Origin of the sequence: Neorhizobium sp. BT27B, from assembly GCF_050455485.1 — a bacterium.
Classification (GTDB): domain Bacteria; phylum Pseudomonadota; class Alphaproteobacteria; order Rhizobiales; family Rhizobiaceae; genus Neorhizobium.
Window position 1 is genome coordinate 1 of sequence record NZ_JBCIYT010000001.1, and the last position, 24,872, is coordinate 24,872.

The window sequence follows — 24,872 nt, forward strand, 5'->3', positions numbered from 1 at the left end:
TCGCTAACGACGTCGTTAAATACGTGTCTTAGGCCATCAGGGCGCTAGGCGGCAGGCGGTGCCAATCGGACGGTTACGTTCAAAGATATCAGATTTGTGAGATGTCCGATTTCATCTTCGTTCTCGATTCTAAGGCAATCGACAGCGAGATCACGGGCTTCAGGCAGATGGCGAACGACTTTGGCATCGAAAAATGTGCCGTAATGGCCATAAAAGCGGACCTGCAAATGATCCTTGGCAATCCGGCAAGCTTCGTTCAGTGCAAGCAGAATGTCAGTCGGGTATGAGTCGGACGTACTGAATTGAACGACAAGTTTCCCGCGTTTTTCGCATTCTCGAGCGATCTCATCCGGTATCAATGTCTTCGGGTTCTGTATTCGCCCGCTATTTATTTCCAGCATGCGCTAACCGAACTCCTCATTACGATGATCAAAGAACACACAAGAGATTTGGCGAACAACCGCCAAAGGCATATTGACTCACAGCTTGCCCTCCAAAGCGCCGCGAACCAAACCGCCCTTAACGACCAGATGAAATGAATTCGCATGGCTGTGTGCGAACCGGCAGAAGCTTCGAAAAAACGGCATGCGACCGGGCTCTCTTCGTTGGCGAGTATCAACAACAATGCCCATAACGTATCAGCCGCCCGACGCACAACAACCGCCGCCGTCTGCGAACGGCTGTTCCCGCTGTGCGCAAAACGTGATGAATGCCATAATCACTTTGAATTTGTCAGAGCGACACCATCGTCCTAGTGCTGGACGTCATGTTGCAACAGGGGCCAACCATGCGCGCTTACAAAGTCGTCGATGCATTTTCCAACAAACCTTTCATGGGCAATCCCGTCGCCGTCATCCTCGATGCCGAGGGGCTGAGCGACACGGAAATGCAGACCATTGCCCGCTGGACCAACCTGTCCGAAACGACTTTCCTGCTGCCGGCAACCCATCCCAATGCCGACTACCGGCTTCGCATCTTCACGCCGCGCAGCGAACTGCCGTTTGCCGGCCATCCCACCCTCGGCAGCGCCCATGCCATTCTCGAGGCTGGCCTTCATTCGCCGCGCAATGGCGTGCTGGTGCAGGAATGCGCGGCCGGCCTTATCAATATCGCGGTGAGCGGCAATGGCCCCGAGCGCACGCTGACCTTGTCCATGCCGCCGGCCCAGATCCGGCCCCTGTCGGACATCGAGGTCGAGGAACTCGAAGGTATTCTGGGCGTCAAAGTGTCGAAATCCGAGCCGCCGGCCGCCATCAATGTCGGCCCTGTCTGGATCGTTGCCAAACTCGACAATGCCGAGACGGTTCTCGCCCTGCAGCCGGATTTTGCCCGTTCGGCCGCCTTCGAGAAAAAGCTGAATGCGACCGGCGTCACCGTGTTTGGTCCGCATGCCGGTGGTGATGCGGATATCGAGGTGCGCTCGTTTGCGCCGTCCTGCGGCGTGGAGGAAGACCCGGTCTGCGGCTCCGGCAATGGCAGCGTCGGATATTTTCGCCTCAACAACGAGTCCGCCTCTGCCGGCGGGATGACCTATACCGCATCACAAGGGTCAAAAGTCGGTCGCGATGGCCGGATCTCGGTGGATATCGACGGTGACGGCAAGGTTCTGGTTGGCGGCATGTGCGTCACCTGCGCCGAAGGCATCCTTCGCTACTAAGCCCATGGCGCTCGATAGCTTGCCCTGACGGCCGCCGCAGACTAAACCGCCCTCACCAGTCATTGAGAGGAGCCGCCATGTTCGAGACCACTGCGATCGAGACCGAAAACAAGCCGGAATTCTATCGCCAGCTCACACAGCAACTGGCGGCCCTTCTCGATGGCGAGCGTGATTTCATTGCCAATGCCGCCAACACGTCGGCACTGATCTTTCAGATGCTGCCGGATCTCAACTGGGCGGGTTTCTATCTGATGAAAGAGGGCGAACTGGTGCTCGGCCCCTTCCAGGGCAAGACGGCCTGCGTGCGCATTCCGGTCGGCCGCGGTGTCTGCGGCACCGCCGTCGAAAAGGCCCAGTCCATCCTCGTCGAGGATGTCCATGCCTTTCCGGGCCACATTGCCTGCGATGCCGCTTCACGTTCGGAACTGGTGGTGCCGATCCTGCGCGATGGCGCCGTCATTGGCGTGATCGATCTCGACAGCCCGATCCCTGCCCGCTTCGATGCCGAAGACCAGGCCGGCATCGAGCGCATCGCCGAAATCTTTGTGACGGCGAGCGCGTGATCCCGCTTTATCCGATCGATGACCTCGTCTCTGCCGAAGACACAAATGCCGGCCATGACGCCAGACAATTCTGCCTGCGCATCATCCGCGATTTCTACGGTATCGATTACAACAGCGACTGGCATGCCGATCTCGACAGCCTGACCGGGGACATCGAACACGGCTGGTATTCGCCCCGGAACGCCGGCGGCTTTCGCATCGTCCGCGATGACGCGGGAAACATCATCGCCACCGGCGGGTTTTACAATCTCGCCCGCAAGCCCGGCACCGCCCGCCGCCTCGCCGATCGTTACATCGACCAAAAAACCTGCCAGATCGCCCGCGTCTATCTCGAACCAAGCCTGCGCGGCAAAGGGCTTGGCAGCCGTATCGTCTCGGCTCTGGAGGCGGACGCCCGCGCCCTCGGTTATGACATCGCCTATCTGCACGCCGATGCGCAGACGCCCGATACGCTGGCCTTCTGGAAAAGCCGAAATTACCACGAATTCGGACGGTTTTCCTATCCCTCCGTATCTGGAGGCACAGACACTTCGGTCGACTTCGACAAGCGCCTTTGACGCTGGCGTCGTCGCTGGTCCGCAAAGTAGGCCAGTGCGTCCTCGTCGCAGATGTGCCTGAGCCTTCCGAGCTTGTCGAGCGCGAAACGCCATTCCGACTGCCGGTCTGACCAGTATTTGAGATACAGGTATTCGTAAAAGAACGCCGTTCTTTGCCCAAACGCCATCTTGAGCATTCTGTGATCGACGGCACGTGTCCCGATCAGACCGTAGACCAGTTCATAAAAGCCGATGACGGCACTTATGCTTCGCTCCGGGCCGGCGTCTGTCTTGCAGTCTTCACACATTCCACAGCGAGCTACTGTCCCGACTTGCGGGAGCGCGCGCAGCGCCTCCACGAGATCGCCCCCCTGATCGACGCGCAGGAATTCGGCCGCCTTGCTGCGCGCTTCGTGAAGAGGGGCGCTCGCCATCAGCTGTATCAGCATGATGGCGTTGTTCTTCTGACGATTTTTTCGAGCTGACAGGCCCTGCCCTATCGCCAGTATCAGCGCGACGACCGCCGCGATCAGGGCGGCACTCACGTCGCCCGAAATATCCCATGTCACGATCAGATTGTCTGCCATGCACGCCCTTGCCCCCTCAACAGGGACAACCAACCATCAAGCGCAAATAATCTCAACAACCACTTTTGCGACAATTGCCGGACACGAAAACGGGCACGTGCTTTAATGCGTAGCAAAAAGCCGCCGGCCAGGATGCCGGCGGCTTTTTATGTTGACCGCAGACCTTAACGCTGCGCCACCGGCTTCACCAGCGGCGTGATGCGGCGGATGGTGACACGACGGTTTTCCTGAGACGCGGCTTCGGTGCGCACCTTCAGGTAACGCTCGCCATAACCCTGCGTCGCCAGGTTTTCCGGTGCGATACCAAAGGCGTCGCTCAGCACGCGGGCCACCGATTCCGCACGGCGGTCGGAGAGCACCAGATTGCTGTCATCGGAACCGACCGCATCCGTATGGCCTTCGATGAGGAAGGTTTCGGCCGGGTCGCGGTCGAGAACTTCCTTGATCGCATCCGCAACCTTGCGCAGCGAAGACGCCTGGTTCATCGGGATGTCGGCACTACCGGTCGCAAAGGTAATCGTATCGAGGTCGATACGGCGCACCTTGTCGCGGATACGGGCCGAATAGCGCACTTCATCCAGCGAATAGACGCGTTCGACGCGTTCCACCGGCGGCTGTTCCAGGAATTCGTAATAATCCCGGTCCGGCTCGGTCGAGGTGTCGATGATGTAGTCGTCCAGCGGCACCGTCAGGCGCATGGGCGGAAGGTCGAGACCCGGATCGCGCCAGCGACGCGGCTGGTCACGCTCCTCCATCAGTTCCGGTGCATAATAGAGCACGTATTCACGGCCATCATCGCCGATGCGCGAACGCTGGACGATATCGCCATACCGGTTGCGAATGGTGACGATCTGGACGCCGTTGTCACGCTCGATGATTTCGCGGGTACGACCGCCGCGCAGGCGTTCATATTCCGGCTGATAACCCTCGTCATAGAAACGGCTGCTGTCGTCATGACGCACGATGGTGCGGTTGTCGAACTGCAGGATCACACGGCCGCCATCGCGGTTGCCGCCACGCTCCTGAAAACCGTCGGGACGTTCGAAACGCGGACGACCATCCAGCCGCTCGCCACGTTCCGCCGTGGCCGCTTCGAGCTTGATCGGCGGACGCGGACGTTCACCCGGAGCGAGCGCCTGTGCTTCGGCATCCGATGTCGGCGGTGGTGGTGGCGGGCCGGCGGGTGCGGCAACGGCCGGAACACCCGGCTGACCACCGGCGGGGCCACCCTGCGGACGACCACCTTCGCGCGGACCACGCGGCTGTCCCTGACCGGCAACCGGCGGGGTGCCCGGTGCCGCGGCAGGCGCCGACGGATATTCCTTGGCGCTGTCGAGGATGGCCGCGCCATTTTCAACCGGCAGCACGACCGGCCCGGTGGCAGAGGACGGATCCTTCGCGATCGCCTTGGCACGTTCGATTTCTTCAGGCGTGCGCGGCCCGGCCGGCAGTTCGCCAGCCTGCCCCGGAGCGGGTTGACCGGGAGCCGCACCACCGGGAGCAGCCGGAGTGGCACCGGATTGACCGGGCGCTGGCTGGCCGGGGGCAGCAGGTGCAGCACCTTCCGGCGCAGGTGGCGTGCCCGGCTGCGCAGCCGGAGTTGCCTGACCCGGTGCGGCAGGTGCCTCACCCGGAGCCGGGCGTGCCGGTCGCGAACCATCGGCAGGACGCGCCGGACGGGCAGCCGGTGCAGCCTCAGGTGCCGCGGGCGCGGATGCGGGGGCTTCTGCCGGAGCGGCGGGCTTTTCCGCCGGTGCGGGTTTTGCCGCAGGCGCCTCTGCGGGCTTCTCCACCGGACGTTCGGCAGGTGCCTGTGCATCGGACGCCGGACGCTCGCCGCGAGGGCGTTCACCTGCCGGGCGTTCGCCACGTGGGCGCTCACCACCCGGCTGGGCTTCACCATTGTTCTGCTTGTTACGGGCCGGACGCTCGGTCGGCTGTTCAGCTGCCGGCTGCTCGGCACTCGCGGCCGGTTCGCGTGGCGGACGCTGACGCGGCTTTTCCTGGCTCGGTTCGGCAGCGGGCTGTTCTGCGGCGGGCGCCTCCTGTGCGGGGGCTTCGCGGCGCGGACGCGGCGCTTCCGGCTCCGGCGCTGCCTCACGCGCCTGCGGCGGAGCGGCCTGCGGTTCCGGCTGGGGTGCCGGCGCTTCCTGGCGCTGCGGCTCGGGAGCCGCTTCCGGTGCCTGTTCGCGGCGCGGCTTTTCGGCCGGCGCTTCTTCCGCAGGGGCTGCACCCGGCGGCAGGATTGGCTGTTCGGCAGCCGGTGCATCCTGCACGCGGATCACTTCGCTGCGCGCCGGCACGGCCATCGCGCCTGGCGCAACGGGTGCCGCCAGTGCCGGCTGCCAGATCAATGACAGCGACAGCACGGGCATGGCAACGCCGGCCAGCAAACGGTGTTTCTTCGACATGGGACCTCCTTGGTAATCTCGCATCCCTGCAGTTTATTCGAGCAAAACTCCTCTTGCGGGAGCCTGGCCTTGTCCGGGCAGCCCTCAACGGCCACCCATTAAAATTGTTCCCAAACTTGTTCATGCCAAACCTGTGCATGACTGGCTGAACTCCACCTGAACGCGCCATTCAGGCAAAGCTTGGGCAGCCGATACCGACCGCCATTGCAAAAACACGTATTCCCGCTAAAAGCGCGGCCATATCAACGGCACCGGAAAAGGACGCGCCATGACCAAGATCGACGAGGAAGCCCTGGCCGAGGCCTATAACCGCGCATTGGATCTGGAAAAGTCCGGCGATCTCGACGGCGCGGCCAAAGCCTATGCCGACGTGCTGGCCATTGATCCGGAAGACCACGGCGGCGCAGCCGTCCGCCTCGCCTCCATGGGCCGCGGCGAAACCCCACCACGCGCGCCCGACGCCTATGTGGAAACCCTGTTCGACCAGCACGCCGAAAGTTTTGAAGACATTCTCGTCGAGCAGCTCGGCTACACCGTGCCGATGATGGTGCGCCAGCACCTGCAGTCGCTGGATCTTGGGCCTTTCAAGCGCATGCTCGATCTTGGCTGCGGCACCGGCCTCACCGGCGGCGCCCTGCGCGACATGGCGGAAGACATCACCGGGCTGGATATTTCCGAAAACATGGTGCAGATCGCCCATGAAAAGGATCTTTACGAGACGCTTTACGTCGGCGAAGTCGAGGACTTTCTCGAGGACAATGATGACGAAGCGTTTGACCTGATCACAGCCACCGACGTGCTGCCCTATCTCGGCGCGCTGGAACCGATCTTCTTCGGCGCCGCCGAAAACATGGTCAAGGGCGGCATTTTCGTGTTCTCGTCGGAAACCCTGCCGGAAACCGACGGCCGCCCCTATATCGTCGGCCCGCACCAGCGTTTCGTCCACACCGAAAGCTACATCCTCGACCGCCTGAAAGAGACCGGTTTCGAGGTGATCGAAATGTCGGAAATCAACGTGCGCATGCAGGATGGCGAGCCAAGCCCCGGCCATCTGGTGGTGGCACGGTTGAAGTAAGACGTCGGGGAAAAATACCCCTCACCAAGCGCGTCCAGCGCTCGGCTGTGCCTCCCGCGGACTTGCTATCCTCTCCCGCAAGGGGAGAGGCAGGCCGCGGCGACCTCGGCATCTTTACCTCTCCCCTTGCGGGAGAGGATACAAAATCATGATCTTAGCGAAGCTAAGTCATAGATTTTGTTGGTGAGGGGCAATTTTATCTCCCTATCCCGGCCCTTCGCTTCAGCTTAGGGCGTTCGTCATTCGAAACGATTCACTGGATCGTTTCGTCGGCTGCGCCGACCATTCCTCACCCCCGCAGATACACCGAACCCGTATCGAAACTCAGGCCCGGAAACACCTTGGTGGTGAGATCGCCAGCCGAAACGCCATATTGCTTATGGATCATCGCCGCAGCCAGTTCGCGCAAATCGCCGGTCGGCATCAGGTCGCGGCCCTGGTAAAGCTGGTCTTCGCCCAAGCCCGGCCATGTGCCAAAGATCTTGCCGCCATCCACCGCGCCGCCGGCCAGAACCGCCACGCCGCCGGTGCCGTGATCGGTGCCGCCGCTGCCGTTTTCACGCGCCGTACGACCAAACTCGGTCATCGCCAGAACCACCGTCTTGCCCCAGGCATCCGCTCCCATGTTTTCCTTCAGCGTGGTGATCGCCAGTGCCAGCGTGCCGGCTACCTGCGCGAACTGCGCCTTCTGGTTCACATGCGTGTCCCAGCCGTTGATCGAAAAGCTGCCGATGCGGTAGTCGCGGGCCAGCAGGCTGCCGGCAAGTTTTGCCATATCCGCCACGCCCGTGCCGCGCTTGCCGCTGGCATATAGCGGATCGGTGGACATGTCGGTGCGAACAGCCTCGGCAAAGGCCTTGGAAAATTTCGGATCGCCTTCGTAAAGCCGCTCGAGAAAACGCACCTCGTCTTCAGCCAGCGCCACATCCGATTGTGCCAACCAGACATCGACATCGTTGGGTCCCGAGAGGATCAGTTCCATCGAGGTATTGATATCGATCGCCCGGCGACTGGCCGTGCGCGGAATGGCCGCCAGCGTGCGGTTCAGCCAGCCATTGCGCTCGCGCCTGTCGGCACCGCCGCTTTCAAGAATGTCCTGACCGTCGAAATGGCTGCGCTGGTCGCGGTAAGGCGTCGAGACGGCATGCACGAAGGACAGCTCCCGCGCCTGCCATAGCGGCATCAGCGATTGCGCCGCCGGATGCAGGCCAAAGCGGCCGTCGAGATCGGTCAGCCCGGTGTCCGGCGTCAGCGCCAGCTTTGGCCGCAGACCGGCATACGCCGGGTCGCCATAGGGCTGCAGCAGATCAAGTCCGTCCATCGCGCCACGCAAAATGATCGTTACGAAACGCGCATCGCCGGGGGTTGCGGCAAAACTGACCGGCGTCATCACCGGCATGGCCGCAAGGCAGCAGGCCGAAGCGAGAAAGCCGCGTCGCGACAGCTGAAAACGTGTCGAAGCGTCCATCGTCATCTCCTGTTGAACTCCGGCGAAACCAGAACCATGGTCATGCCATGCACCTTGCTCGGCGCCTGCCCGACAATCTTTGCCGTTTCGGGCCTTGCTGCATCGGCCAGTGCCGCGGCCAGAAAACCGGGAGGATCGAGGTCCTTGCCCAGCCCGCGCACTGCCAGCCGCGCCCAGGCGATCCGCTCACTCAGTTGGCTGGGTGAAAGCCAGGCGCCCATGTCATCGGCGAAGCCTGCGGGGCTTGGCGGCTGCCATACCGGCTGCCCCATGCGCCGCAGCGCCCCGAAGGTCACGGCACGTGCAAAACCGGGTTTTGGTGCGGCGGCCTTGGTGGTGGATTTCTTGATGTCTCCGGCTGCGGCATCACTCGTCGCAGCGGCTGCATCGGCACGTCCCATATCAGCGCCGCGCGGTCCCGGCTTTTCCGCCTGCACAACGTCATCGCCGTCTTCGGCCTCGTCCGGCCGCACCGGCACTTCGGCGTCCTCGTCATCCAGCGCCTTGGCCAGCGCCGTCAGTTCGGCTTCCTTGACATCCATGGCCCGCAGACCGGAAACCACAAAATCGAAAGGCTGCTTGAATTTCTGGCCCTCGCCCTCCCAGGCGCGTGGATGATCCAGCATCGCCTGATAGACCGCCGTCAGGTTGCCGTCGCTTGCGGTCCATGCCGCCACCATCGCCTCCACCACCTCGGTCGGCGGCTCGTCGGCGATGAAGTGTTTCACCAGCTTGCTGCATACGTGTTTTGCCGTCTCCGGCCGCCTGGCCAGATCGTCAAGCATGGCCACATGATCGGCTTCAGAACGCCCTTCCTCGCCATAGACCTTGCCCAGCAGCGAAAGGCGGCCAGGCTCCGCACGTTGGCGGCGATAGCCGACTTCCAGCGTGCGGGCATCGACGGTGACGCCGGTAAGGATCAATGCCGCGCCATGCACGTCGTCCTGATTGTATCCGGAGCCTGCGCCCATCGTGTGCAGTTCCAGCAGCTCGCGGCCGAGATTTTCGTTCACACCCGTACCGTTGCGAAGACCGGCCTGCGATTCCGGTCCAACCGAGCGGTTCTGATCGAGATAGAACAGCATGGCCGGATGCAGCACTGCGGCATGCAGAAGATTGACGAACGGCCCGCCGACATTCGGGCGGATCGCTTCGGCTTCGAACAAGGACACGATCATCCGCATCGCGTAGGTCTTGCGGGCGTTGACGGAAAAATGATCGACCCAGAAACTCGCCAGCCGTTCGAAAAAGCCGTTCTGGGAATGCACGGCCTGCATGATGCGCGCAAACGAATCACGCCGCAGCATGCGATCGGCCTCGCGCAGCGTGTCGCGCCGCAGTTCCGGATTGGGTTTTCCGGCCTGTGCCGTCTTTGCTTCGACCGCCCGCACAGAGAGAAGACGCAAAGCCGTCTCGCGCCTGCCTTCAAACCCTTCCCGCGGAAAGCGCGCCTTTGCCTTGGCGCCTCTTTCGACCTGCTTCATCAGATCGGCAGCGCTGGCCGGCGCATTTTCTTCACCCGGCTTCAGGCCATACCCAAATCGTATGGCAGCCATGGTGGGGCGGGAAAGTGTCATCGAGCACCTCGTTTCGAACCGTGGACAAGGGGTGATGTAGCACTGCGACACAAACGGCAACAGATTAAGGCGGATTTTCCTACATGAACGATTTGTAATGCGGCGTGATAGGGTGAAACAAATCGGGCAGGCACAACCTTGGATATAAACGCCGTAAAAGCTTATTCGTTCCCGCCGAGATCAGACACCCAATCACCTTTAACCCATTGACGCAATTAATGTTTTTTTCATTCGACCATGAGCATATGCTGCCGAGCTGAAACGGACATGAGACATTCTGGATGCCAAGCCGCTTCCTGACTGACGAGAATGAAATCCGCATCAAGTCGGAGATCGCAAAAGCACAGGCGGCTTCGGTCATGGACCGGATGTATTATATGCTCGCCACCAATGCGGTCATCGCTGGCTGCGCCTATGCCGTTTCCACGGTGGGCCACGGCACCGATACGCTTGCACCATACTGGCTGGCGACACTGCTTCTGACGCTGATCGTTAGGGGCGGAATGACCGCCAGAATGATGCGCCGTGATCTGGCCGGTACGAATCCGCAAAAGACGCTACTGATTCTCGCGGCCGGCAAATTCGTCACCGGCTGCACATGGGCTGCCCTTCCCTTCCTGTTCGCAGATTTCGATGCAACCAGCGTCGATGGCGGCATCTATCTGATGATGCTCGGCATTGCCGCAGCCACGGTGCTGATGGGCGCCGGCAACAGTCTCGCGCCGCTCGCCTTTGCGCTGCCGGTGCATGTAGCGGTCATCGTTTCACTGCTGCCGCAGGGCATACACGGCCTGATGCTGGCGCTTTGCGTCACCGCACTGACACTGCTTCTCTATCGCGGCAGCAAACAGTCTGAGGTCACTTTCGCCAGCAATACGCGCGGCACCGTTCAGGCCAAGGCGCTGGCGGAATCCCTGTCCAGGGCCAATAGCGAAATCCTCAGCACCAATGCCCGGCTGGAACATCTGGCCAAATGCGATCCGCTCACCGGCCTTGCCAACCGCACAGCTTTCAACGAGGCGCTGGCGGCAGGCATAGAAAGCTGCGTCGATGGCAGCGGTCGCCAGCTGGCGCTGCTGATGCTCGATCTCGACGGCTTCAAAATGATCAACGATACGCTTGGCCACAGTGTCGGCGATACGTTGCTCGTCTATATCTCGAACCGCATGCGCCGCTCCATCGAAGGCGCCGATCTTCTGGCGCGTCTTGGCGGCGACGAGTTTGCGGTCATCTTTTCCGGCACCGACGCTGTGGAGCGCGCGCGCCAGCAATGTGATGCCATGCTGGAACGCAGCCATGGCCCCATCAGCATTGCCGGCCAGTCCTGCCTCGTCGGCACGTCCATCGGTCTGTCGATCTATCCGGATCACGCCACCAATGCGGAAGAGCTGTTCATCTGCGCCGATATGGCATTGTATCGCGCCAAGGACAGCGGCCGCGGACGCTGGTGCGAATTCCACCCGGATTTCCGCGCCGAAGCCACCCGCCGTCACCAGATCGAACAGGATCTCGGCGCCGCCATCACCAGCGGCGCAGTCGAGGCATGGTTCCAGCCGCAGGTCATGCTGGATGAAAGCGGCATTATCGGATTCGAGGCATTGGTGCGCTGGCACCACCCGCAACTCGGCCCCATCGCACCACCCGATATCGTGCTGGCCGCACTTGCCACACACCAGTCGGACCGGCTGACCGGCACGATCGCCGAAGCCGCCTGCCGCCTGCTCACGCGCCTGCCGGACATGGGCCTGCCGCATGCCACCGTGTCGATCAACGTGTCACCGCGCGAACTTTCCGTCTATTCCGTCGTCGATGTCGTCGATGCCATTGTCGCCCGCCACAAGATCAATCCGGCCCTGCTGGAAATCGAGATCACCGAGGAAGCGCTGCTCGATACCGACATGATCGGCGATCAGCTGGCCCGCATTTCCCGCTCCGGCTACAAGCTCGCCGTCGATGATTTTGGCGCCGGCCATTCCTCGCTGACCTATCTCACCGGCCTCAAGGTCGACCGCCTGAAGATCGATCGCGGCATCGCCGCCGCCGTCACCTCCAGCCGCCAGAGCCAGAATATCGTTTCCGCGCTTGTCGGCCTCGGCCAGTCGCTGTCGATCGACGTGCTCGTCGAAGGGGTCGAAACCTTCGAAGATGCAGCCGCCCTGCAGGAACTCGGCTGCCACACCGCGCAGGGTTATTTCTTCGCCCGGCCGATGCCGCCCGAACGCCTCGCCGGCTGGATCGCCGAACGCCCGTCCAACACGACAGAGGTCGATTTCAAGCGCAGCGCCGGCCGCAAGACCTGAACCTCCGGTTCACTTTTTGTACTGGTTTTATGGCCCCGCCCTCTTCACAATGGAGAAAACGCACTCCATATTCGCGGCATGGCCAGATCTCCGAAAAAACCCTTGCCCTCCAAACCCAGCGGTTTTGAGGAAGCTCCCCAGTCATCGTTCGAAGGCGCGCCGCTGGAAGGCAGCGTTTCCGACTGGGTGAGGCAGCTCGAATCCGAGGCGGAACTGTCGGGCATCGAGACGCAGCGCGAGATCGCCTCCAAGGCAGGCAAACACCGCAAGAAGATCGAGATCGCCGCCCGCGAGGAAGCCATCAAGGCCGCCGCGAAGGAAAAGCCCAAGACTGCCAAGAACACGACGGCCAGCAAGACGTCGCGCGGCGTCTCGATCGGCGCCTCCAACGACCCAAAGACCCGCGCCGCCGCCGGCCTCAATCCGGTCGCCGGCATGGATGTATCGCTGGAGGAGGCGGAACATCTCGCCACCGGTGCCGTCACCGCCACGGTCGAGGCCCTCTCCGCACTGATCGAAAGCGGCAACCCGCTCTTCAAGGACGGAAAACTGTGGACGCCGCACCGCCCTGCCCGGCCGGAAAAATCCGAGGGCGGCATCAACATCCGCATGGATTCCGAATACCAGCCCGCCGGCGACCAGCCGACCGCCATCGCCGATCTCGTCGAGGGCATCAACAACAACGAGCGCAGCCAGGTCCTGCTCGGCGTCACCGGATCCGGCAAGACGTTCACGATGGCCAAGGTGATCGAGGCCACCCAGCGCCCCGCCGTCATCCTCGCCCCCAACAAGACGCTGGCCGCGCAGCTCTATTCCGAGTTCAAGAATTTCTTCCCCGACAACGCGGTCGAATATTTCGTCTCCTATTACGACTATTACCAGCCGGAAGCCTATGTGCCGCGCTCCGACACGTTCATCGAGAAGGAATCCTCGATCAACGAACAGATCGACCGCATGCGCCATTCCGCCACCCGCTCGCTGCTGGAGCGCGACGACTGCATCATCGTCGCTTCGGTCTCCTGCATCTACGGTATCGGCTCGGTCGAAACCTACACCGCCATGACATTTCAGATGGAAGTCGGCGACCGGCTCGACCAGCGCCAGTTGCTCGCCGACCTCGTGGCCCAGCAATACAAACGCCAGGACATCAATTTCATCCGCGGCTCGTTCCGGGTCCGCGGCGACACGATCGAAATCTTCCCCGCCCACCTGGAAGATGCCGCATGGCGCATCTCGATGTTCGGCGACGAGATCGACTCGATCACCGAGTTCGACCCGCTCACCGGCCAAAAGACCGGCGACCTGAAATCGGTAAAAATCTACGCCAACTCGCACTACGTGACGCCGCGCCCCACCCTCAACGGCGCGATCAAATCCATCAAGGACGAGCTGAAAATCCGCCTCGCCGAGCTGGAAAAGGGCGGCCGCCTGCTGGAAGCGCAGCGCCTCGAACAGCGCACCCGCTACGATATCGAAATGCTCGAAGCCACCGGCTCCTGCGCCGGCATCGAAAACTATTCGCGCTATCTCACCGGCCGCAGCCCCGGCGAACCGCCACCGACCCTGTTCGAATACATCCCCGACAACGCCCTTCTGTTCATCGACGAAAGCCACGTCTCCGTCAGCCAGATCGGCGGCATGTATCGCGGCGACTTTCGGCGCAAGGCGACGCTGGCCGAATACGGTTTCCGTCTCCCGTCCTGCATGGACAACCGCCCGCTGCGCTTCGAGGAATGGGACGCGATGCGCCCCCTCACCGTCGCCGTGTCGGCCACGCCCGGCAATTGGGAAATGGAACAGTCCGGCGGCGTGTTTGCCGAACAGGTCATCCGCCCCACCGGCCTGATCGACCCGCCGGTCGAGGTGCGGTCCGCCCGCTCCCAGGTCGACGACGTGCTCGGCGAAATCCGCGAAACTGCGCAAAAAGGCTACCGCACCCTCTGCACGGTCCTCACCAAGCGCATGGCCGAAGACCTTACCGAATACCTGCACGAACAGGGTGTTCGCGTGCGCTACATGCACTCGGACATCGACACGCTGGAACGCATCGAAATCATCCGCGACCTGCGCCTCGGCGCCTTCGACGTGCTGGTCGGCATCAACCTGCTGCGCGAGGGCCTCGACATTCCCGAATGCGGTTTCGTCGCCATCCTCGACGCCGACAAGGAAGGTTTTTTGCGCTCGGAGACGTCCCTCATCCAGACCATTGGACGTGCGGCGCGTAACGTCGACGGCAAGGTCATCCTGTATGCCGACAAGATCACCGGCTCGATGCAACGCGCCATGGACGAAACCGCCCGCCGCCGTGAAAAGCAGGTCGCCTACAACACCGAACACGGCATCACCCCGGAATCGGTGAAAGCCCGCATTTCCGACATCCTCGACTCGGTCTATGAGCGCGACCACGTCCGCGCCGACATTTCCGGCGCATCCGGCAAGGGGTTTGCAGACGGCGGCCATCTGGTCGGCAACAACCTGCAAAGCCATCTCAACGCGCTGGAAAAATCTATGCGCGATGCTGCGGCGGATCTCGACTTCGAAAAGGCCGCCCGCCTGCGCGACGAAATCAAACGCCTCAAGGCCGCCGAACTGGCGACCATGGACGACCCGATCGCGCGGGACGAAGCACGTTCACAGGAAGGTGGCGGCCGGAAGGGCAAGGGCGCGGCAAACGCAAGCTCGTCATCCTCGCCCACCACCTCTCCGTCGTCATCCTCGGGCTTGACCCGAGGACCCACAGCCACGGATGAAGAGAAAGCCAACTCCCTCTTCCGACGCAACAGCCTCGACGAAATGACCGTCGGCCGCACCGAAAAGCCGACCACCGGAAAACTTCCTGAGAAACCCGTCACCGAACCCGGCAAACGGTTCTCGCCACTGATGGAAGGCCAGCCGCAACGCGCCGACAAGGACGATGTTCGCCCGCTGGTGCGCGGCAAGGTCGGTGCCGGAAGTTATGAGGATGCGGGCGATGCCAAGCAACAGAAGCGGCGGACGAAGGGCAAGACGGGGAGGCCGGGGCGGTAGGCCTCCCCCGATCATTGGGAAGATGGCATTGGACCACGGTAAAAACCGCATGACCGAAAATGGCTATTGCACTGCAAAAACTCCAGTATAGTTTCTTCCCATGAATTCGTCATGGGGATCTACATCGTGTTACGTCTACTGGCCCTTGCCTTCCTTTGTCTTTCTGCAGTGTTTTACGGCATCATGGTAGGTCAAACCCGTATTTTTCCCTATCAATACGCTGTCCGTCTTCAGCAAAATATTATTGGTCATAATATAGCGGTCAACACCTCTTACGACACGCTCGATACGATCTACAAAAGCCGAATCTCCGATAACATCACACTGATCGGCGACTCCCACGTCCAATATGGTGACTGGTCAAAACTGCTGCATCGCAACGATGTCACCAATCTCGGCATTGGTGGCGAGCGGTCGTCGCAATTGCGCAACCGGCTGGGCCGTTATGACATAGCGCCCTCGGTCATCGTCATTTCTATCGGCACGAACGACATCGACAATATGAGCCTTGCCGAAAGCGACGCCAATACCCGTGTCGTTCTAGCTGAAGCGCAGAAGAGAGCGAAACACGTCATTTTTCTGGCACCCCCGCCCACATCGACACCAAGTATCAATGCCAACATCCGGCTGCTGCGCGAGCAACAGCGGCTGGCCTGCGGCAGCGGCTGTTTCTACCTCGACCTGACGGACGCACTCTCGACCAATGGCCTCGTACGTGCGGAACTGAGCGCCGACGGCATCCATCTGAAAGATGCCGGTTACCAGATCATCGCCACCGCGCTGCGCGATGAGATCGCCCGATACGAGACGCAAACAGCACCTGCGCCTCCCGGTGAGACAATTTCCATGTTCTGATAGTCGCGACCAGCGCCCAGAACACCTGCTGCTCATCTTGACCGCTGGAAACGTACAGACGGGCATGGGTCGCAAAAACCGACACTTCCTCATCCGCAGATTCACCCTCCATAAACCAACCTCATGCCATATCTCCTTCACCACCCTGCAAGGAGTCCCGCCACGATGATCGGCTTCAGAAACACCCATAACCAGCCCATCTACGTGAACCGGGCGCAGGTCCTATATGTCACGACATTCGAGGAAGACGTTTCCGTCATCGCGCTGGCCGTGGCCGGGTCCGGCGGCAAGCCGGTGACCGTGCATGTGCGCGGCAGCGTCGAGCTGGTCGCCTCCAAACTTTCCGCACCGCCAGCGCCCGCCGCCGTTCCGGCGCGCTGACACCATCACAGAACAAAAAAAGCCGCAGGACATATCCGGCGGCTTTTTCGTGTATGCTTGTTTTTGTGGCCGCGCCCGGCCCTTCGCTAACGCTCAGGGCGTTCCTCGCTGCAATCGATTCACTGGATCGATTGCTCGGGCTTTCGCCCGACCGCTCGTCACCCCACAAACGCCCGCTCAATGACAAACTCGCTCGGCTTGTTGTTGGCGCCTTCGGTCAGGCCGGCGCGTTCCAGACGTTCCTTGGTGTCCTTCAGCATCGCCGCCGAGCCGCAGATCATGCCGCGATCCACCGCCGGGTCGAGCGCCGGCACACCGAGATCGGCAAACAGTTTGCCATTGTCGATGAGGTCGGTGATGCGGCCCTGGAACGGGTAGTCTTCGCGGGTCACGGTCGAATAAAGTTTCAGCTTGTCGCCGACGATTTCCGACAGGAATTCGTGGTTCCTGATCTCGTCCACGAGGTCAAAACCATATTTCAGCTCCGCCACTTCGCGGCAGGTATGGGTGAGGATGACTTCCTCGAATTTTTCATAGGTTTCCGGGTCGCGGATCAGGCTGGCAAACGGCGCGATGCCGGTGCCGGTCGAAAACATGTAGAGCCGCTTGCCGGGCGTGAGCGCATCGAGAACCAGTGTACCGGTCGGCTTCTTGCGCATCAGCACGGTATCGCCCGGCTTGATCTTCTGGAGATGCGAGGTCAGCGGACCATCCGGCACCTTGATCGAGAAAAATTCGAGTTCCTCGTCCCAGGCGGGGCTGGCGATCGAATAGGCACGGTAGATCGGCTTTTCACCCACCATCAGCCCGATCATCGCAAACTCGCCCGAGCGGAAACGGTAACCGGCCGGCCGCGTCATGCGGAAGCGAAAAAGGTGGTCGGTGTAATGCTCGACGGACAAAACCGTCTCGGCAAACACACCGTCCGGGATTTTTGCTGCGAATTCTTCAGGCTTGGCGGGAGCGTTCATTAGGCCGGTCCAGTCTCGTTCGTCATCGTTTCGCGGCGCATCGGCGCCGCCCTCCAGTCCCTCATATCACGGAGAGACCCTCAATGGTTTTCGGAATTATACCAAAATCCTCAGGTTTCAAAGCGGTCAGCTTGTCACGCCTGCTGCGCAGCCAGTGCACGGCGGCGCCAGCTATAGCCCTGGCCCGCTTCCGCTGCCTTCACCGCCGGCTGGTAATGTTCGTTGATACCCGGCAGGCGTCCTTCCGACAACCGCTTGATGGCCGTCGCATTGGTCACAGCAAACGTGTCGATCCCCACCCGCAGCATCAGCGGCACCTGGTCGATCAGCACGTCACCGACGGCGCGCACTTCTCCGCCATAACCCAGCCGATCTCGCAACAGCGTGCCTTGCGAAAACGCCCGGCCATCATTGAAGGCCGGAAAGCTCACCGCCACGACGTCCAGCCGCGACAGATAGGGCTCCAACTTCGTCACATCGTCCGCCGGGTAAAGCACAACGCCAAGACCGACATCGTTGCTCTCCTCTGCCCTGGCGATGAGAGCGTCCAGCGGCAGCAGAACCTTCTGGCCCTCGCCCGCCTTCACCTCGTCTGTCTCGATCACCCAGGGATCGTTGTCGACAAAACCACTCTCGCGCCAGATCTTTTGTTCGGTCGCCATGCTTCAAGCCGCCTCCGCCTTGGCATCGCCATAGAGCGCATCCTTGAAAGGCTGCGGCCCGACGCGCCGATAGGCATCCAGAAAGATCTCGTCCCTGGACAGCCGAAGTCCGAGATAGGTATCGACGATCTTTTCGATCGCATCCGTCACCTTGGACGGTTCGAAACCACGGCCGATGATCTCGCCGATCGACGTGTGTTCGTCGCCAGAGCCACCCAGGGTGATCTGGTAGAGCTCCGCGCCCTTCTTTTCGACCCCCAGCAGACCGATATGGCCGACATGGTGGTGACCGCAGGCATTGATGCAGCCCGAAATCTTGATCTTCAGCTCACCGATTTCCGCCTGCCGCTCCGGCGCGCCAAAACGGGTGGAAATCTCCTGCGCCACCGGGATCGAGCGGGCATTCGCCAGTGCGCAATAGTCCAGGCCGGGACAGGCAATGATATCGGTGATCAGCCCGGCATTGGCGGTCTCCAGCCCCTGCGCCAGCAGCGCGCGATAAAGCGGCTCCAGATCGGCCAGCGCCACATGTGGCAGGATGACGTTCTGCTCATGGCTGATGCGGATTTCGTCATTGCCGAATTCTTCGGCCAAATCGGCAATCGCATCCATCTGCACATCCGAGGCATCACCCGGAATGCCGCCGATCGGTTTCAGCGAAATCGTCACCATCCCGTAATCGGGATGTTTGTGGGGACAGACGTTCTGATCCACCCAGCGGGCAAACCCGGCATCGGCCTTTTTCCAGCCCGCCAGTTGCGCCCAGCCTTCGGCACGCGCCGGCAGGGCGGGCGGCGCAAAATAGGCGCTGATGGCTTCGATATCGGCGACAGGCAGCGTCAACTCGGTGCCGGCCAGATGCGAAAACTCTTCCTCGACCTGCCGCGTCAGTTCCTCGACACCCGTCTCATGCACGAGGATCTTGATACGTGCCTTGTACTTGTTGTCGCGGCGGCCATGCAGGTTATAAACGCGCATGATCGCGGTGATGTAGGTCAGGAGATCGGCCTCGGGCAGAAAGTCCTTGATCTTCTTGGCGATCAGCGGCGTGCGACCCTGTCCGCCACCGACATAAACGGCAAAGCCGATCTCGCCAGCCGCATTCTTTTTCAGATGCAGGCCGATATCGTGGACCTGAATGGCGGCACGGTCGCGCTCGGCACCGGTCACGGCGATCTTGAATTTGCGCGGAAGAAACGAAAATTCCGGGTGAACCGACGACCACTGGCGCAGGATTTCCGCATAAGGGCGCGGGTCGGCCACTTCGTCGGCAGCAGCACCAGCAAAGTGGTCGGCGGTGACATTGCGTATGCAGTTGCCGGACGTCTGCAGCGCGTGCATTTCCACGCTTGCCAGTTCGGCCAGAATGTCCGGTGTGTCCGAAAGCCTTGGCCAGTTATACTGGATGTTCTGGCGGGTGGTGAAATGGCCGTAACCGCGGTCATATTTACGGGCGATATGCGCCAGCATGCGCATCTGTTTGCCATTCAGCGTGCCATAGGGAATGGCGACGCGCAGCATATAGGCATGCAGCTGAAGATAAACACCGTTCATCAGCCGCAGCGGCTTGAACGCATCCTCGGCCAGTTCACCCGACAGACGGCGCGATACCTGATCGCGAAACTGCTCCACGCGGTCGGCAACAAAAGCGTGGTCGAATTCATCGTAACGATACATGACGGTCCCGGATCAAACTCAGACTGCGATGAAGGCCGGGTCGGCGGTGCCGTAACCGGTAGCGTAATGCATGGTCGGCCCCTGGGCGCGGATGCGCTCGCGCAGACGAACCGGCCAGAGCTGGCCATTGATCTCCTGCACATCGACAACGGCCACATCGACGACCCGGTTATCGACAAAATCGCGCTTGCCGATGGCTTCCAGCGAAGTGACGGCTTCCGCATGGCGCGCCACCAGCGCATCCTGCAGGCGTTCGTTCCACTGGCCGGTCGCGTCCAGCCAGACGGCAATGCCGTCGGACAGGCGGTTGGCAGTCAAAACCTTGTCAGTCATTGTTTTGATCCCATTCCTTCGCGTGCCGTGACGATACCCACCGCCATCGGCTCGGACTTTTGCAAATTCGCACCGGCAACGGCGTCGCCGATGATCACCATGACAGGGCCTGTCAGTTCGTCGCGCAGCTCCAGATCTGGCAGATCGGAGAGACGGCCATGAAACAGCCGGCGATCCCGGCGGCTGGCGTTTTCGATCGCGGCCACATGCGTATCGGGCGAAAGACCGGCTTCGATCAGACGATCCGTGACGGAGGCGGCAACCGTGCGGCCCATATAGACGGCAACCGTGGCACCGTTGACCGCAAGGCTTGCCCAGTCGGGCAGCGTGTCGCCGGTCAGGTCATGACCGGTCGTGAAGATCAGCGAGGAAGCAACACCGCGCAGCGTCAGCGGCAGATCGAAATCGGCAGCGGCGGCAAAGGCGGAGGTGATGCCGGGCACGATTTCATAGGAAATGCCGGCCTTGCGCAACGCGTCCATTTCTTCGGCCGCACGACCATAAACCAGCGGATCACCGGATTTCAGGCGCACAACACGCTGGCCGGCCTTGCCGAGCTCGACCAGCAGATCGTTGATCTCGCCCTGCGTCTTCGAATGCGCGTTCTTGCGCTTGCCGACTGAAATACGTTCGGCATCGCGGCGACCCATATCGACGATCGCCTGCGGCACCAAGGCGTCGTAAACGATCACATCGGCTTCCATCAGCACGCGCTGGGCGCGCAACGTCAAAAGGTCTTCGGCACCCGGACCAGCACCCACCAGCCAGACATGGCCGGAAACACTGTTATCGGCGGACAGAAGCGCATTGGCGGTGCGGCGCGCAGTGGCGATATCGCCGGCATCGACCGCATCGGCAACGCTTGCGGAAAAGAACCGGCGCCAGAAAATGCGGCGCGCCACGCCACGCGGCACCAGCTTTTCGGCGGCGTCACGATAGTCGGCGGCAAGAGTGGCAAGGCGGCCGAGCGAAGGCGACAGCATCTGGTCGATACGGGCGCGGATCATCTGGGCGAGAACCGGCCCTGCCCCTTCGGTGCCGATCGCAATTGCAACGGGCGCGCGGCTGACGAGAGCCGGCGTGTAGAAATCGCAGACTTCGGGCTGATCGACGGCATTAGCCGGAATGCGGCGCTCGCGGGCGGCGGCCACGATGCGGCGATCCAGTGCGGCATCACCGGTCGCGGCAAAAACCAGCGTGGTGCCATCGAGAAGCTCAGGCGAAAAATCGAGATGACGGGTGGCGATGTGCTGCTCAGCCAGGAAAGCCGCATATTCGGCTTCCGGCTCGGCGGCGTAAGCGACGATCGTGGCGTCGGTATTCCTCAGAAGACGTGCCTTGGCGAAGGCTTCGTCACCATTGCCGAAAACCGCAACAGTCTTACCGGACACCCGGAAGAAGGCGGGAAAAACATTCAGGCGTGCGTTTTCACTGCTCATTGCCAACTCATCTATTGCGAATTGCAATTTAGCGCGATTTCGCCGTTCCTTAGAAGAAAAGGGCGTGCGCAGAAACCAGAATGCCGACATTTTCCTACTCCGCAACCGCTCAGGCTGAGTAAAAGCAACCGCCATCCATTTTTGCAGGCGGCGATGCCGAGAATTGAAAGTTGCGGATTAAAGCGCCTAGCCTTTGGCCGCAATGCCGCAACCTGCGATTTGATCAGGCTTTGCCGCTTAAATTGCGAGCCGACGGGATTTCCTGTTGTTATGCAAATCCAAAGGGCAAAACCGCTGCACACTTGCCCGAGACATGTTCTAAGGTGCGGCGCAATAACCGGAGCTTCGATCATGGCCGCAAAGACACTGGCACCACGCCTGCTCGACGTCATCGAGCATAACATCCTGCCGCTAACGGCAAAAGGCGTTGCTGCCGGCAACAAGGTGTTCGGCGCCGCCATCCTGCGCAAGTCCGACCTGTCGCTAGTCATCGCCGAAACCAATAACGAGACGGAAAACCCGCTCTGGCATGGCGAAATCCATGCACTCAAACGTTTTCATGAATTGAAGGAAAAGTTCGATCCGAAGGAACTGATCTTTCTCTCCACCCATGAACCCTGCACGATGTGCATGTCGGCGATCACATGGGCCGGTTTCGACAATTTCTACTATTTCTTCAGCCACGAGGATTCGCGCGACGCTTTCGCCATCCCGCATGATCTGAAGATCCTCAAGGAGGTGTTTGGACTGGAGCCGGGCGGCTATCGGCGAAACAACGCCTTCTGGCATTCCTACTATATCGGCGATCTGGTCGAGACCGAAGACAAGCCACTGCGCAAACAGCTCAGGGAGCAGACGACGCTGATCAGGTCGATCTACGACAGCCTGTCCGGCCTTTACCAATCGGCCAAGGCCGATAACAGCATTCCGCTTCGCTGAAGCGACGTTCGAAGGATTTATTGGCATGGAAGCATCGCAGGACATTTCGCGGCTGATCGAGATCATGGCGGCGCTGCGCAATCCCGAAACGGGTTGCCCCTGGGACATCGTCCAGACCTATGAGACGATCAAGCCCTACACGATCGAGGAAGCCTATGAGGTGGCCGACGCGATCGAGCGCAAGGACATGGACGATCTCTGCGATGAACTCGGCGACCTTCTGCTGCAGGTGGTCTTCCATTCGCGTATCGCCGAAGAAGCCGGCGAGTTCGGCTTCGGCGACGTCGTCGAGGCAGTTACCCAAAAGATGATCCGCCGCCACCCGCATGTGTTTGCCCGCTCCGATGCCGACACACCGGAAGCCGTAAAACTGCAATGGGACGCCATCAAGAAACAGGAAAAGCGCGATCGTGCCGAACGACGTGCCAAGCGTGGCATCACGGAAGACTTCAAGGCCGGCCATCTCGGCGGCGTCCAGCGCAGCCAGCCCGCACTGACCGAAGCCCTGAAACTGCAGGAACAGGCGGCCCGTGTCGGTTTCGACTGGTCCGAGGCGGAACCGATCCTCGACAAGATCGAGGAAGAAATCGGCGAATTGCGCGAGGCGATGAAGGCCGGCAAGCCGGAATCCGTCAGCGACGAACTCGGCGACCTGATCTTTGCTCTGGTCAATATCGGCCGCCATGTCGGTGCCGATCCGGAAAATGCCCTGCGCGGCACCAACACAAAGTTTCGTCGCCGATTCAACCATATCGAAACGTCTCTTGAGAAACGAAATGAGACGCTCGAGGCGGCATCGCTGGAGAAGATGGAAGAGCTTTGGCAGGCGGCCAAGGCGATCGAGCGAGAACTGACGTGAGCCAAGACGACATGATCACGGCAGGCCACCAGCATGCGATTTGAAAAACTCGAGATCGCCATTGCCGGCGCGGGCATTGGCGGGTTGTCGCTTGCCGCCATGCTGGCCAGCCGTGGCGCAAAGGTCGTCATCTACGACCAGATGGCCGCACCGCAACCGGTCGGCTCCGGCTTCGTGCTACAGCCGACCGGGGCAACCGTTCTGTCGCATATGGGCCTGCTCGACAAGGCGGCGGCACGCGGCGCCGTCATCAACCGCATGCATGGCAAGCTTGCGGGATCGAACAGGACGGTTCTGGAAATCGGCTACGGCAAGGCGCGGCACGGCATCGCCATCCAGCGCGTCGCCCTGTTCGATATTCTTCTCAAAGCGGCAGTGTCGGCCGGCGTAACTTTCGAGACCTCGTCGAAAGCCGTGGACATGACCGGTGGCGAAAGGCCGACAATCGTTCTGGAAGGCGGCCGCGTAACGCCGCCCGCGGATCTCGCCATCGACGGCATGGGCGCCAATTCGCCGATTGGGCACATCGCATCGAAGGAACTCGGTTACGGCGCCCTCTGGGCAACCGTGCCGTGGCCGGAAGATGGTCCGTTTCATCCGCATGAACTGGAACAGCGTTATTTTCGCGCCAGCCGCATGGCCGGCGTGCTGCCGGTCGGCACTGCCCGCGACGGCGCGTCAAAAATGGCGACGTTTTTCTGGAGCCTCCGAAATCAGGATATCGACGCCTGGCGGAATTCCGGCCGCGATGTCTGGATCGCCGAAGTCGCAAAAATGTGGCCGGAGACGGTGCCCTTTGCCGAGATCGCCGAACCGGTGCATGCGCGCTACCGTCATCATACCCGCAAGCCGATCGCCGGCCGTCGCCTGCTGCGCATCGGCGACGCATGGCATGCGACAAGCCCGCAGCTTGGCCAGGGTGCCAACATGGCCCTGCTCGACGCCGCCTCCCTGATAACGGCGCTGGAGCGATCCGCAACGATCGAGGATGCGCTCGACCTGCATCTCAGGCAACGCCGCCTGCACATCTGGCTCTACCAGACACTGAGCTTGGTGATGACGCCCTTCTATCAGTCCGACAGCAAAATTCTGCCGGTCATCCGCGACATCGCCATTGCCCCGACAACGCAGCTACCGCTGATGCGCCAGTTGATCAGCCGGCTTGTCACGGGAGAATTTCTCGATCCGGTGAAGAGGATCGGCTTCGATCAGCGCGTCGACTGATAACCGACCGCTGCGAGCTGCTGCTTGAAATACCAGTAGCCGCCGGCGGTCAGCACTGCCACGACCGCGAACATCAGCCATCCCAGGGCCGTCAGCGTCTGCCTGTCAGCATTGCGATAATTGAGGCGCTTACCATAAAGCGCGAAACCGATTCCAAATATCAGTGAGGCCGGAACGAGCAAAAAGACATTCGGCTGGTAATTGACCTCCGCCACGCCCGCCCACGCTTTTTCCATCGGCCGCAGCACCCCATGCCAGCCAAGAACGATGCCGATGGCCAGCAGCAATACGCCCATCAGACGGATCTTGAGATCGTTCATCACATTCCTCG

At 61.2% G+C, this 24,872-nt stretch carries 22 protein-coding genes; 12 read left to right on the plus strand and 10 right to left on the minus strand.

The window, feature by feature from the left end:
- Nucleotides 1-101 precede the first annotated feature (101 nt).
- The 4 genes from AAIH70_RS00005 (at nucleotide 102) to AAIH70_RS00020 (ending at nucleotide 2,777) form a co-directional block, all read left to right on the plus strand.
- A complete protein-coding gene (locus tag AAIH70_RS00005; protein ID WP_430032657.1) occupies nucleotides 102-287 on the plus strand; it encodes a hypothetical protein in 186 nt (61 codons plus the stop codon).
- A 500-nt stretch (nucleotides 288-787) separates the two neighbouring features.
- On the plus strand, nucleotides 788-1,657 hold the full coding sequence (locus AAIH70_RS00010) for a PhzF family phenazine biosynthesis protein (RefSeq protein WP_132273545.1): 870 nt from the start codon (nucleotides 788-790) through the stop codon (nucleotides 1,655-1,657).
- 77 nt (nucleotides 1,658-1,734) lie between these two features.
- A complete protein-coding gene (locus tag AAIH70_RS00015) occupies nucleotides 1,735-2,220 on the plus strand; it encodes a GAF domain-containing protein (RefSeq protein ID WP_132273544.1) in 486 nt (161 codons plus the stop codon).
- Nucleotides 2,217-2,777 (plus strand): GNAT family N-acetyltransferase, encoded by a 561-nt coding sequence (locus AAIH70_RS00020; protein ID WP_132273543.1) that lies wholly within the window; start codon nucleotides 2,217-2,219, stop codon nucleotides 2,775-2,777. Before AAIH70_RS00015 ends, AAIH70_RS00020 begins: the two co-directional genes overlap by 4 nt.
- On the opposite strand, the gene AAIH70_RS00025 is transcribed toward AAIH70_RS00020, so the two are convergent.
- Both AAIH70_RS00025 and AAIH70_RS00030 read right to left on the minus strand, forming a co-directional pair.
- Nucleotides 2,720-3,343, minus strand: a complete 624-nt coding sequence (locus tag AAIH70_RS00025) for a hypothetical protein (RefSeq protein ID WP_132273542.1) — start codon at nucleotides 3,341-3,343, stop codon at nucleotides 2,720-2,722. The two genes, AAIH70_RS00020 and AAIH70_RS00025, sit on opposite strands and share 58 nt — an antisense overlap.
- Before the next feature lie 164 nt (nucleotides 3,344-3,507).
- Nucleotides 3,508-5,754 carry an OmpA family protein gene (locus AAIH70_RS00030; protein ID WP_245519126.1) on the minus strand — a complete coding sequence of 749 codons (2,247 nt, stop codon included), beginning with the start codon at nucleotides 5,752-5,754 and terminating at the stop codon, nucleotides 3,508-3,510.
- A 268-nt stretch (nucleotides 5,755-6,022) separates the two neighbouring features.
- Here AAIH70_RS00030 and AAIH70_RS00035 point away from each other — a divergent pair, with 268 nt between their 5' ends.
- Entirely contained in the window at nucleotides 6,023-6,829 is an 807-nt protein-coding gene (locus tag AAIH70_RS00035) for a class I SAM-dependent DNA methyltransferase (protein ID WP_132273540.1), read from the plus strand.
- Nucleotides 6,830-7,118: 289 nt separating this feature from the next.
- On the opposite strand, the gene AAIH70_RS00040 is transcribed toward AAIH70_RS00035, so the two are convergent.
- On the minus strand, nucleotides 7,119-8,297 hold the full coding sequence (locus AAIH70_RS00040; protein WP_430032664.1) for a DUF1501 domain-containing protein: 1,179 nt from the start codon (nucleotides 8,295-8,297) through the stop codon (nucleotides 7,119-7,121).
- 2 nt (nucleotides 8,298-8,299) lie between these two features.
- Nucleotides 8,300-9,874: a DUF1800 domain-containing protein gene (locus AAIH70_RS00045; protein ID WP_132273538.1), complete on the minus strand. Its 1,575-nt coding sequence runs from the start codon at nucleotides 9,872-9,874 to the stop codon at nucleotides 8,300-8,302.
- A gap of 281 nt (nucleotides 9,875-10,155) precedes the next feature.
- Between AAIH70_RS00045 and AAIH70_RS00050 the strand changes: the two genes are divergently transcribed.
- The 4 genes from AAIH70_RS00050 to AAIH70_RS00065 all read left to right on the plus strand — a co-directional run bounded on the left by AAIH70_RS00050 (nucleotide 10,156) and on the right by AAIH70_RS00065 (nucleotide 16,437).
- A complete protein-coding gene (locus AAIH70_RS00050; RefSeq protein ID WP_132273537.1) occupies nucleotides 10,156-12,174 on the plus strand; it encodes a putative bifunctional diguanylate cyclase/phosphodiesterase in 2,019 nt (672 codons plus the stop codon).
- Between the two features lie 78 nt (nucleotides 12,175-12,252).
- Nucleotides 12,253-15,201: an excinuclease ABC subunit UvrB gene (gene uvrB / locus AAIH70_RS00055; RefSeq protein ID WP_132273536.1), complete on the plus strand. Its 2,949-nt coding sequence runs from the start codon at nucleotides 12,253-12,255 to the stop codon at nucleotides 15,199-15,201.
- A 111-nt stretch (nucleotides 15,202-15,312) separates the two neighbouring features.
- Nucleotides 15,313-16,056 carry an SGNH/GDSL hydrolase family protein gene (locus AAIH70_RS00060; RefSeq protein ID WP_132273535.1) on the plus strand — a complete coding sequence of 248 codons (744 nt, stop codon included), beginning with the start codon at nucleotides 15,313-15,315 and terminating at the stop codon, nucleotides 16,054-16,056.
- A gap of 165 nt (nucleotides 16,057-16,221) precedes the next feature.
- Nucleotides 16,222-16,437, plus strand: a complete 216-nt coding sequence (locus tag AAIH70_RS00065) for a hypothetical protein (protein WP_430032669.1) — start codon at nucleotides 16,222-16,224, stop codon at nucleotides 16,435-16,437.
- 158 nt (nucleotides 16,438-16,595) lie between these two features.
- Here AAIH70_RS00065 and AAIH70_RS00070 read toward each other — a convergent pair whose 3' ends face one another.
- From AAIH70_RS00070 to cysG, 5 genes are all read right to left on the minus strand, one after another.
- The gene (locus tag AAIH70_RS00070) at nucleotides 16,596-17,408 is read right to left on the minus strand and encodes a ferredoxin--NADP reductase (protein WP_132273533.1); all 813 of its coding nucleotides are present in this window, start codon (nucleotides 17,406-17,408) and stop codon (nucleotides 16,596-16,598) included.
- A gap of 134 nt (nucleotides 17,409-17,542) precedes the next feature.
- Nucleotides 17,543-18,070, minus strand: coding sequence for a DUF934 domain-containing protein (locus tag AAIH70_RS00075; RefSeq protein ID WP_132273532.1), 528 nt, complete (start codon nucleotides 18,068-18,070; stop codon nucleotides 17,543-17,545).
- A gap of 3 nt (nucleotides 18,071-18,073) precedes the next feature.
- The gene (locus tag AAIH70_RS00080) at nucleotides 18,074-19,747 is read right to left on the minus strand and encodes a nitrite/sulfite reductase (protein ID WP_132273531.1); all 1,674 of its coding nucleotides are present in this window, start codon (nucleotides 19,745-19,747) and stop codon (nucleotides 18,074-18,076) included.
- Nucleotides 19,748-19,765: 18 nt separating this feature from the next.
- Entirely contained in the window at nucleotides 19,766-20,080 is a 315-nt protein-coding gene (locus tag AAIH70_RS00085; protein ID WP_132273530.1) for a DUF2849 domain-containing protein, read from the minus strand.
- Nucleotides 20,077-21,519, minus strand: coding sequence for a siroheme synthase CysG (gene cysG / locus AAIH70_RS00090; RefSeq protein ID WP_132273529.1), 1,443 nt, complete (start codon nucleotides 21,517-21,519; stop codon nucleotides 20,077-20,079). The genes AAIH70_RS00085 and cysG overlap by 4 nt, the downstream gene beginning before the upstream one ends.
- A gap of 351 nt (nucleotides 21,520-21,870) precedes the next feature.
- On the opposite strand from cysG, the gene AAIH70_RS00095 reads away from it, so the two are divergent.
- The 3 genes from AAIH70_RS00095 to AAIH70_RS00105 are packed head-to-tail and all read left to right on the plus strand — an operon-like array spanning nucleotide 21,871 to nucleotide 24,541.
- Nucleotides 21,871-22,458 carry a nucleoside deaminase gene (locus AAIH70_RS00095; RefSeq protein ID WP_132273528.1) on the plus strand — a complete coding sequence of 196 codons (588 nt, stop codon included), beginning with the start codon at nucleotides 21,871-21,873 and terminating at the stop codon, nucleotides 22,456-22,458.
- Nucleotides 22,459-22,483: 25 nt separating this feature from the next.
- A complete protein-coding gene (mazG, locus tag AAIH70_RS00100; protein WP_132273527.1) occupies nucleotides 22,484-23,317 on the plus strand; it encodes a nucleoside triphosphate pyrophosphohydrolase in 834 nt (277 codons plus the stop codon).
- 33 nt (nucleotides 23,318-23,350) lie between these two features.
- Entirely contained in the window at nucleotides 23,351-24,541 is a 1,191-nt protein-coding gene (locus tag AAIH70_RS00105) for an FAD-dependent oxidoreductase (protein WP_132273526.1), read from the plus strand.
- Here AAIH70_RS00105 and AAIH70_RS00110 read toward each other — a convergent pair.
- Nucleotides 24,526-24,861: a hypothetical protein gene (locus AAIH70_RS00110; protein ID WP_132273525.1), complete on the minus strand. Its 336-nt coding sequence runs from the start codon at nucleotides 24,859-24,861 to the stop codon at nucleotides 24,526-24,528. The genes AAIH70_RS00105 and AAIH70_RS00110 overlap by 16 nt on opposite strands.
- Nucleotides 24,862-24,872 lie beyond the last annotated feature (11 nt).

Excerpts from the sequence above, each read along its gene's own strand:
- AAIH70_RS00030 (WP_245519126.1), bottom strand. The coding sequence starts at position 5,754 with ATGTCGAAGAAACACCGTTTGCTGGCCGGCGTTGCCATGCCCGTGCTG.
- cysG (WP_132273529.1), bottom strand. The coding sequence starts at position 21,519 with ATGAGCAGTGAAAACGCACGCCTGAATGTTTTTCCCGCCTTCTTCCGG.
- AAIH70_RS00040 (WP_430032664.1), bottom strand. The coding sequence starts at position 8,297 with ATGGACGCTTCGACACGTTTTCAGCTGTCGCGACGCGGCTTTCTCGCT.
- AAIH70_RS00050 (WP_132273537.1), top strand. The coding sequence starts at position 10,156 with ATGCCAAGCCGCTTCCTGACTGACGAGAATGAAATCCGCATCAAGTCG.
- AAIH70_RS00085 (WP_132273530.1), bottom strand. The coding sequence starts at position 20,080 with ATGACTGACAAGGTTTTGACTGCCAACCGCCTGTCCGACGGCATTGCC.
- AAIH70_RS00070 (WP_132273533.1), bottom strand. The coding sequence starts at position 17,408 with ATGAACGCTCCCGCCAAGCCTGAAGAATTCGCAGCAAAAATCCCGGAC.
- AAIH70_RS00080 (WP_132273531.1), bottom strand. The coding sequence starts at position 19,747 with ATGTATCGTTACGATGAATTCGACCACGCTTTTGTTGCCGACCGCGTG.
- mazG (WP_132273527.1), top strand. The coding sequence starts at position 22,484 with ATGGAAGCATCGCAGGACATTTCGCGGCTGATCGAGATCATGGCGGCG.
- AAIH70_RS00010 (WP_132273545.1), top strand. The coding sequence starts at position 788 with ATGCGCGCTTACAAAGTCGTCGATGCATTTTCCAACAAACCTTTCATG.
- AAIH70_RS00025 (WP_132273542.1), bottom strand. The coding sequence starts at position 3,343 with ATGGCAGACAATCTGATCGTGACATGGGATATTTCGGGCGACGTGAGT.
- AAIH70_RS00065 (WP_430032669.1), top strand. The coding sequence starts at position 16,222 with ATGATCGGCTTCAGAAACACCCATAACCAGCCCATCTACGTGAACCGG.
- AAIH70_RS00045 (WP_132273538.1), bottom strand. The coding sequence starts at position 9,874 with ATGACACTTTCCCGCCCCACCATGGCTGCCATACGATTTGGGTATGGC.
- AAIH70_RS00095 (WP_132273528.1), top strand. The coding sequence starts at position 21,871 with ATGGCCGCAAAGACACTGGCACCACGCCTGCTCGACGTCATCGAGCAT.
- AAIH70_RS00075 (WP_132273532.1), bottom strand. The coding sequence starts at position 18,070 with ATGGCGACCGAACAAAAGATCTGGCGCGAGAGTGGTTTTGTCGACAAC.
- AAIH70_RS00060 (WP_132273535.1), top strand. The coding sequence starts at position 15,313 with ATGGGGATCTACATCGTGTTACGTCTACTGGCCCTTGCCTTCCTTTGT.
- AAIH70_RS00110 (WP_132273525.1), bottom strand. The coding sequence starts at position 24,861 with ATGAACGATCTCAAGATCCGTCTGATGGGCGTATTGCTGCTGGCCATC.
- AAIH70_RS00105 (WP_132273526.1), top strand. The coding sequence starts at position 23,351 with ATGCGATTTGAAAAACTCGAGATCGCCATTGCCGGCGCGGGCATTGGC.
- AAIH70_RS00005 (WP_430032657.1), top strand. The coding sequence starts at position 102 with ATGTCCGATTTCATCTTCGTTCTCGATTCTAAGGCAATCGACAGCGAG.
- uvrB (WP_132273536.1), top strand. The coding sequence starts at position 12,253 with ATGGCCAGATCTCCGAAAAAACCCTTGCCCTCCAAACCCAGCGGTTTT.
- AAIH70_RS00035 (WP_132273540.1), top strand. The coding sequence starts at position 6,023 with ATGACCAAGATCGACGAGGAAGCCCTGGCCGAGGCCTATAACCGCGCA.
- AAIH70_RS00015 (WP_132273544.1), top strand. The coding sequence starts at position 1,735 with ATGTTCGAGACCACTGCGATCGAGACCGAAAACAAGCCGGAATTCTAT.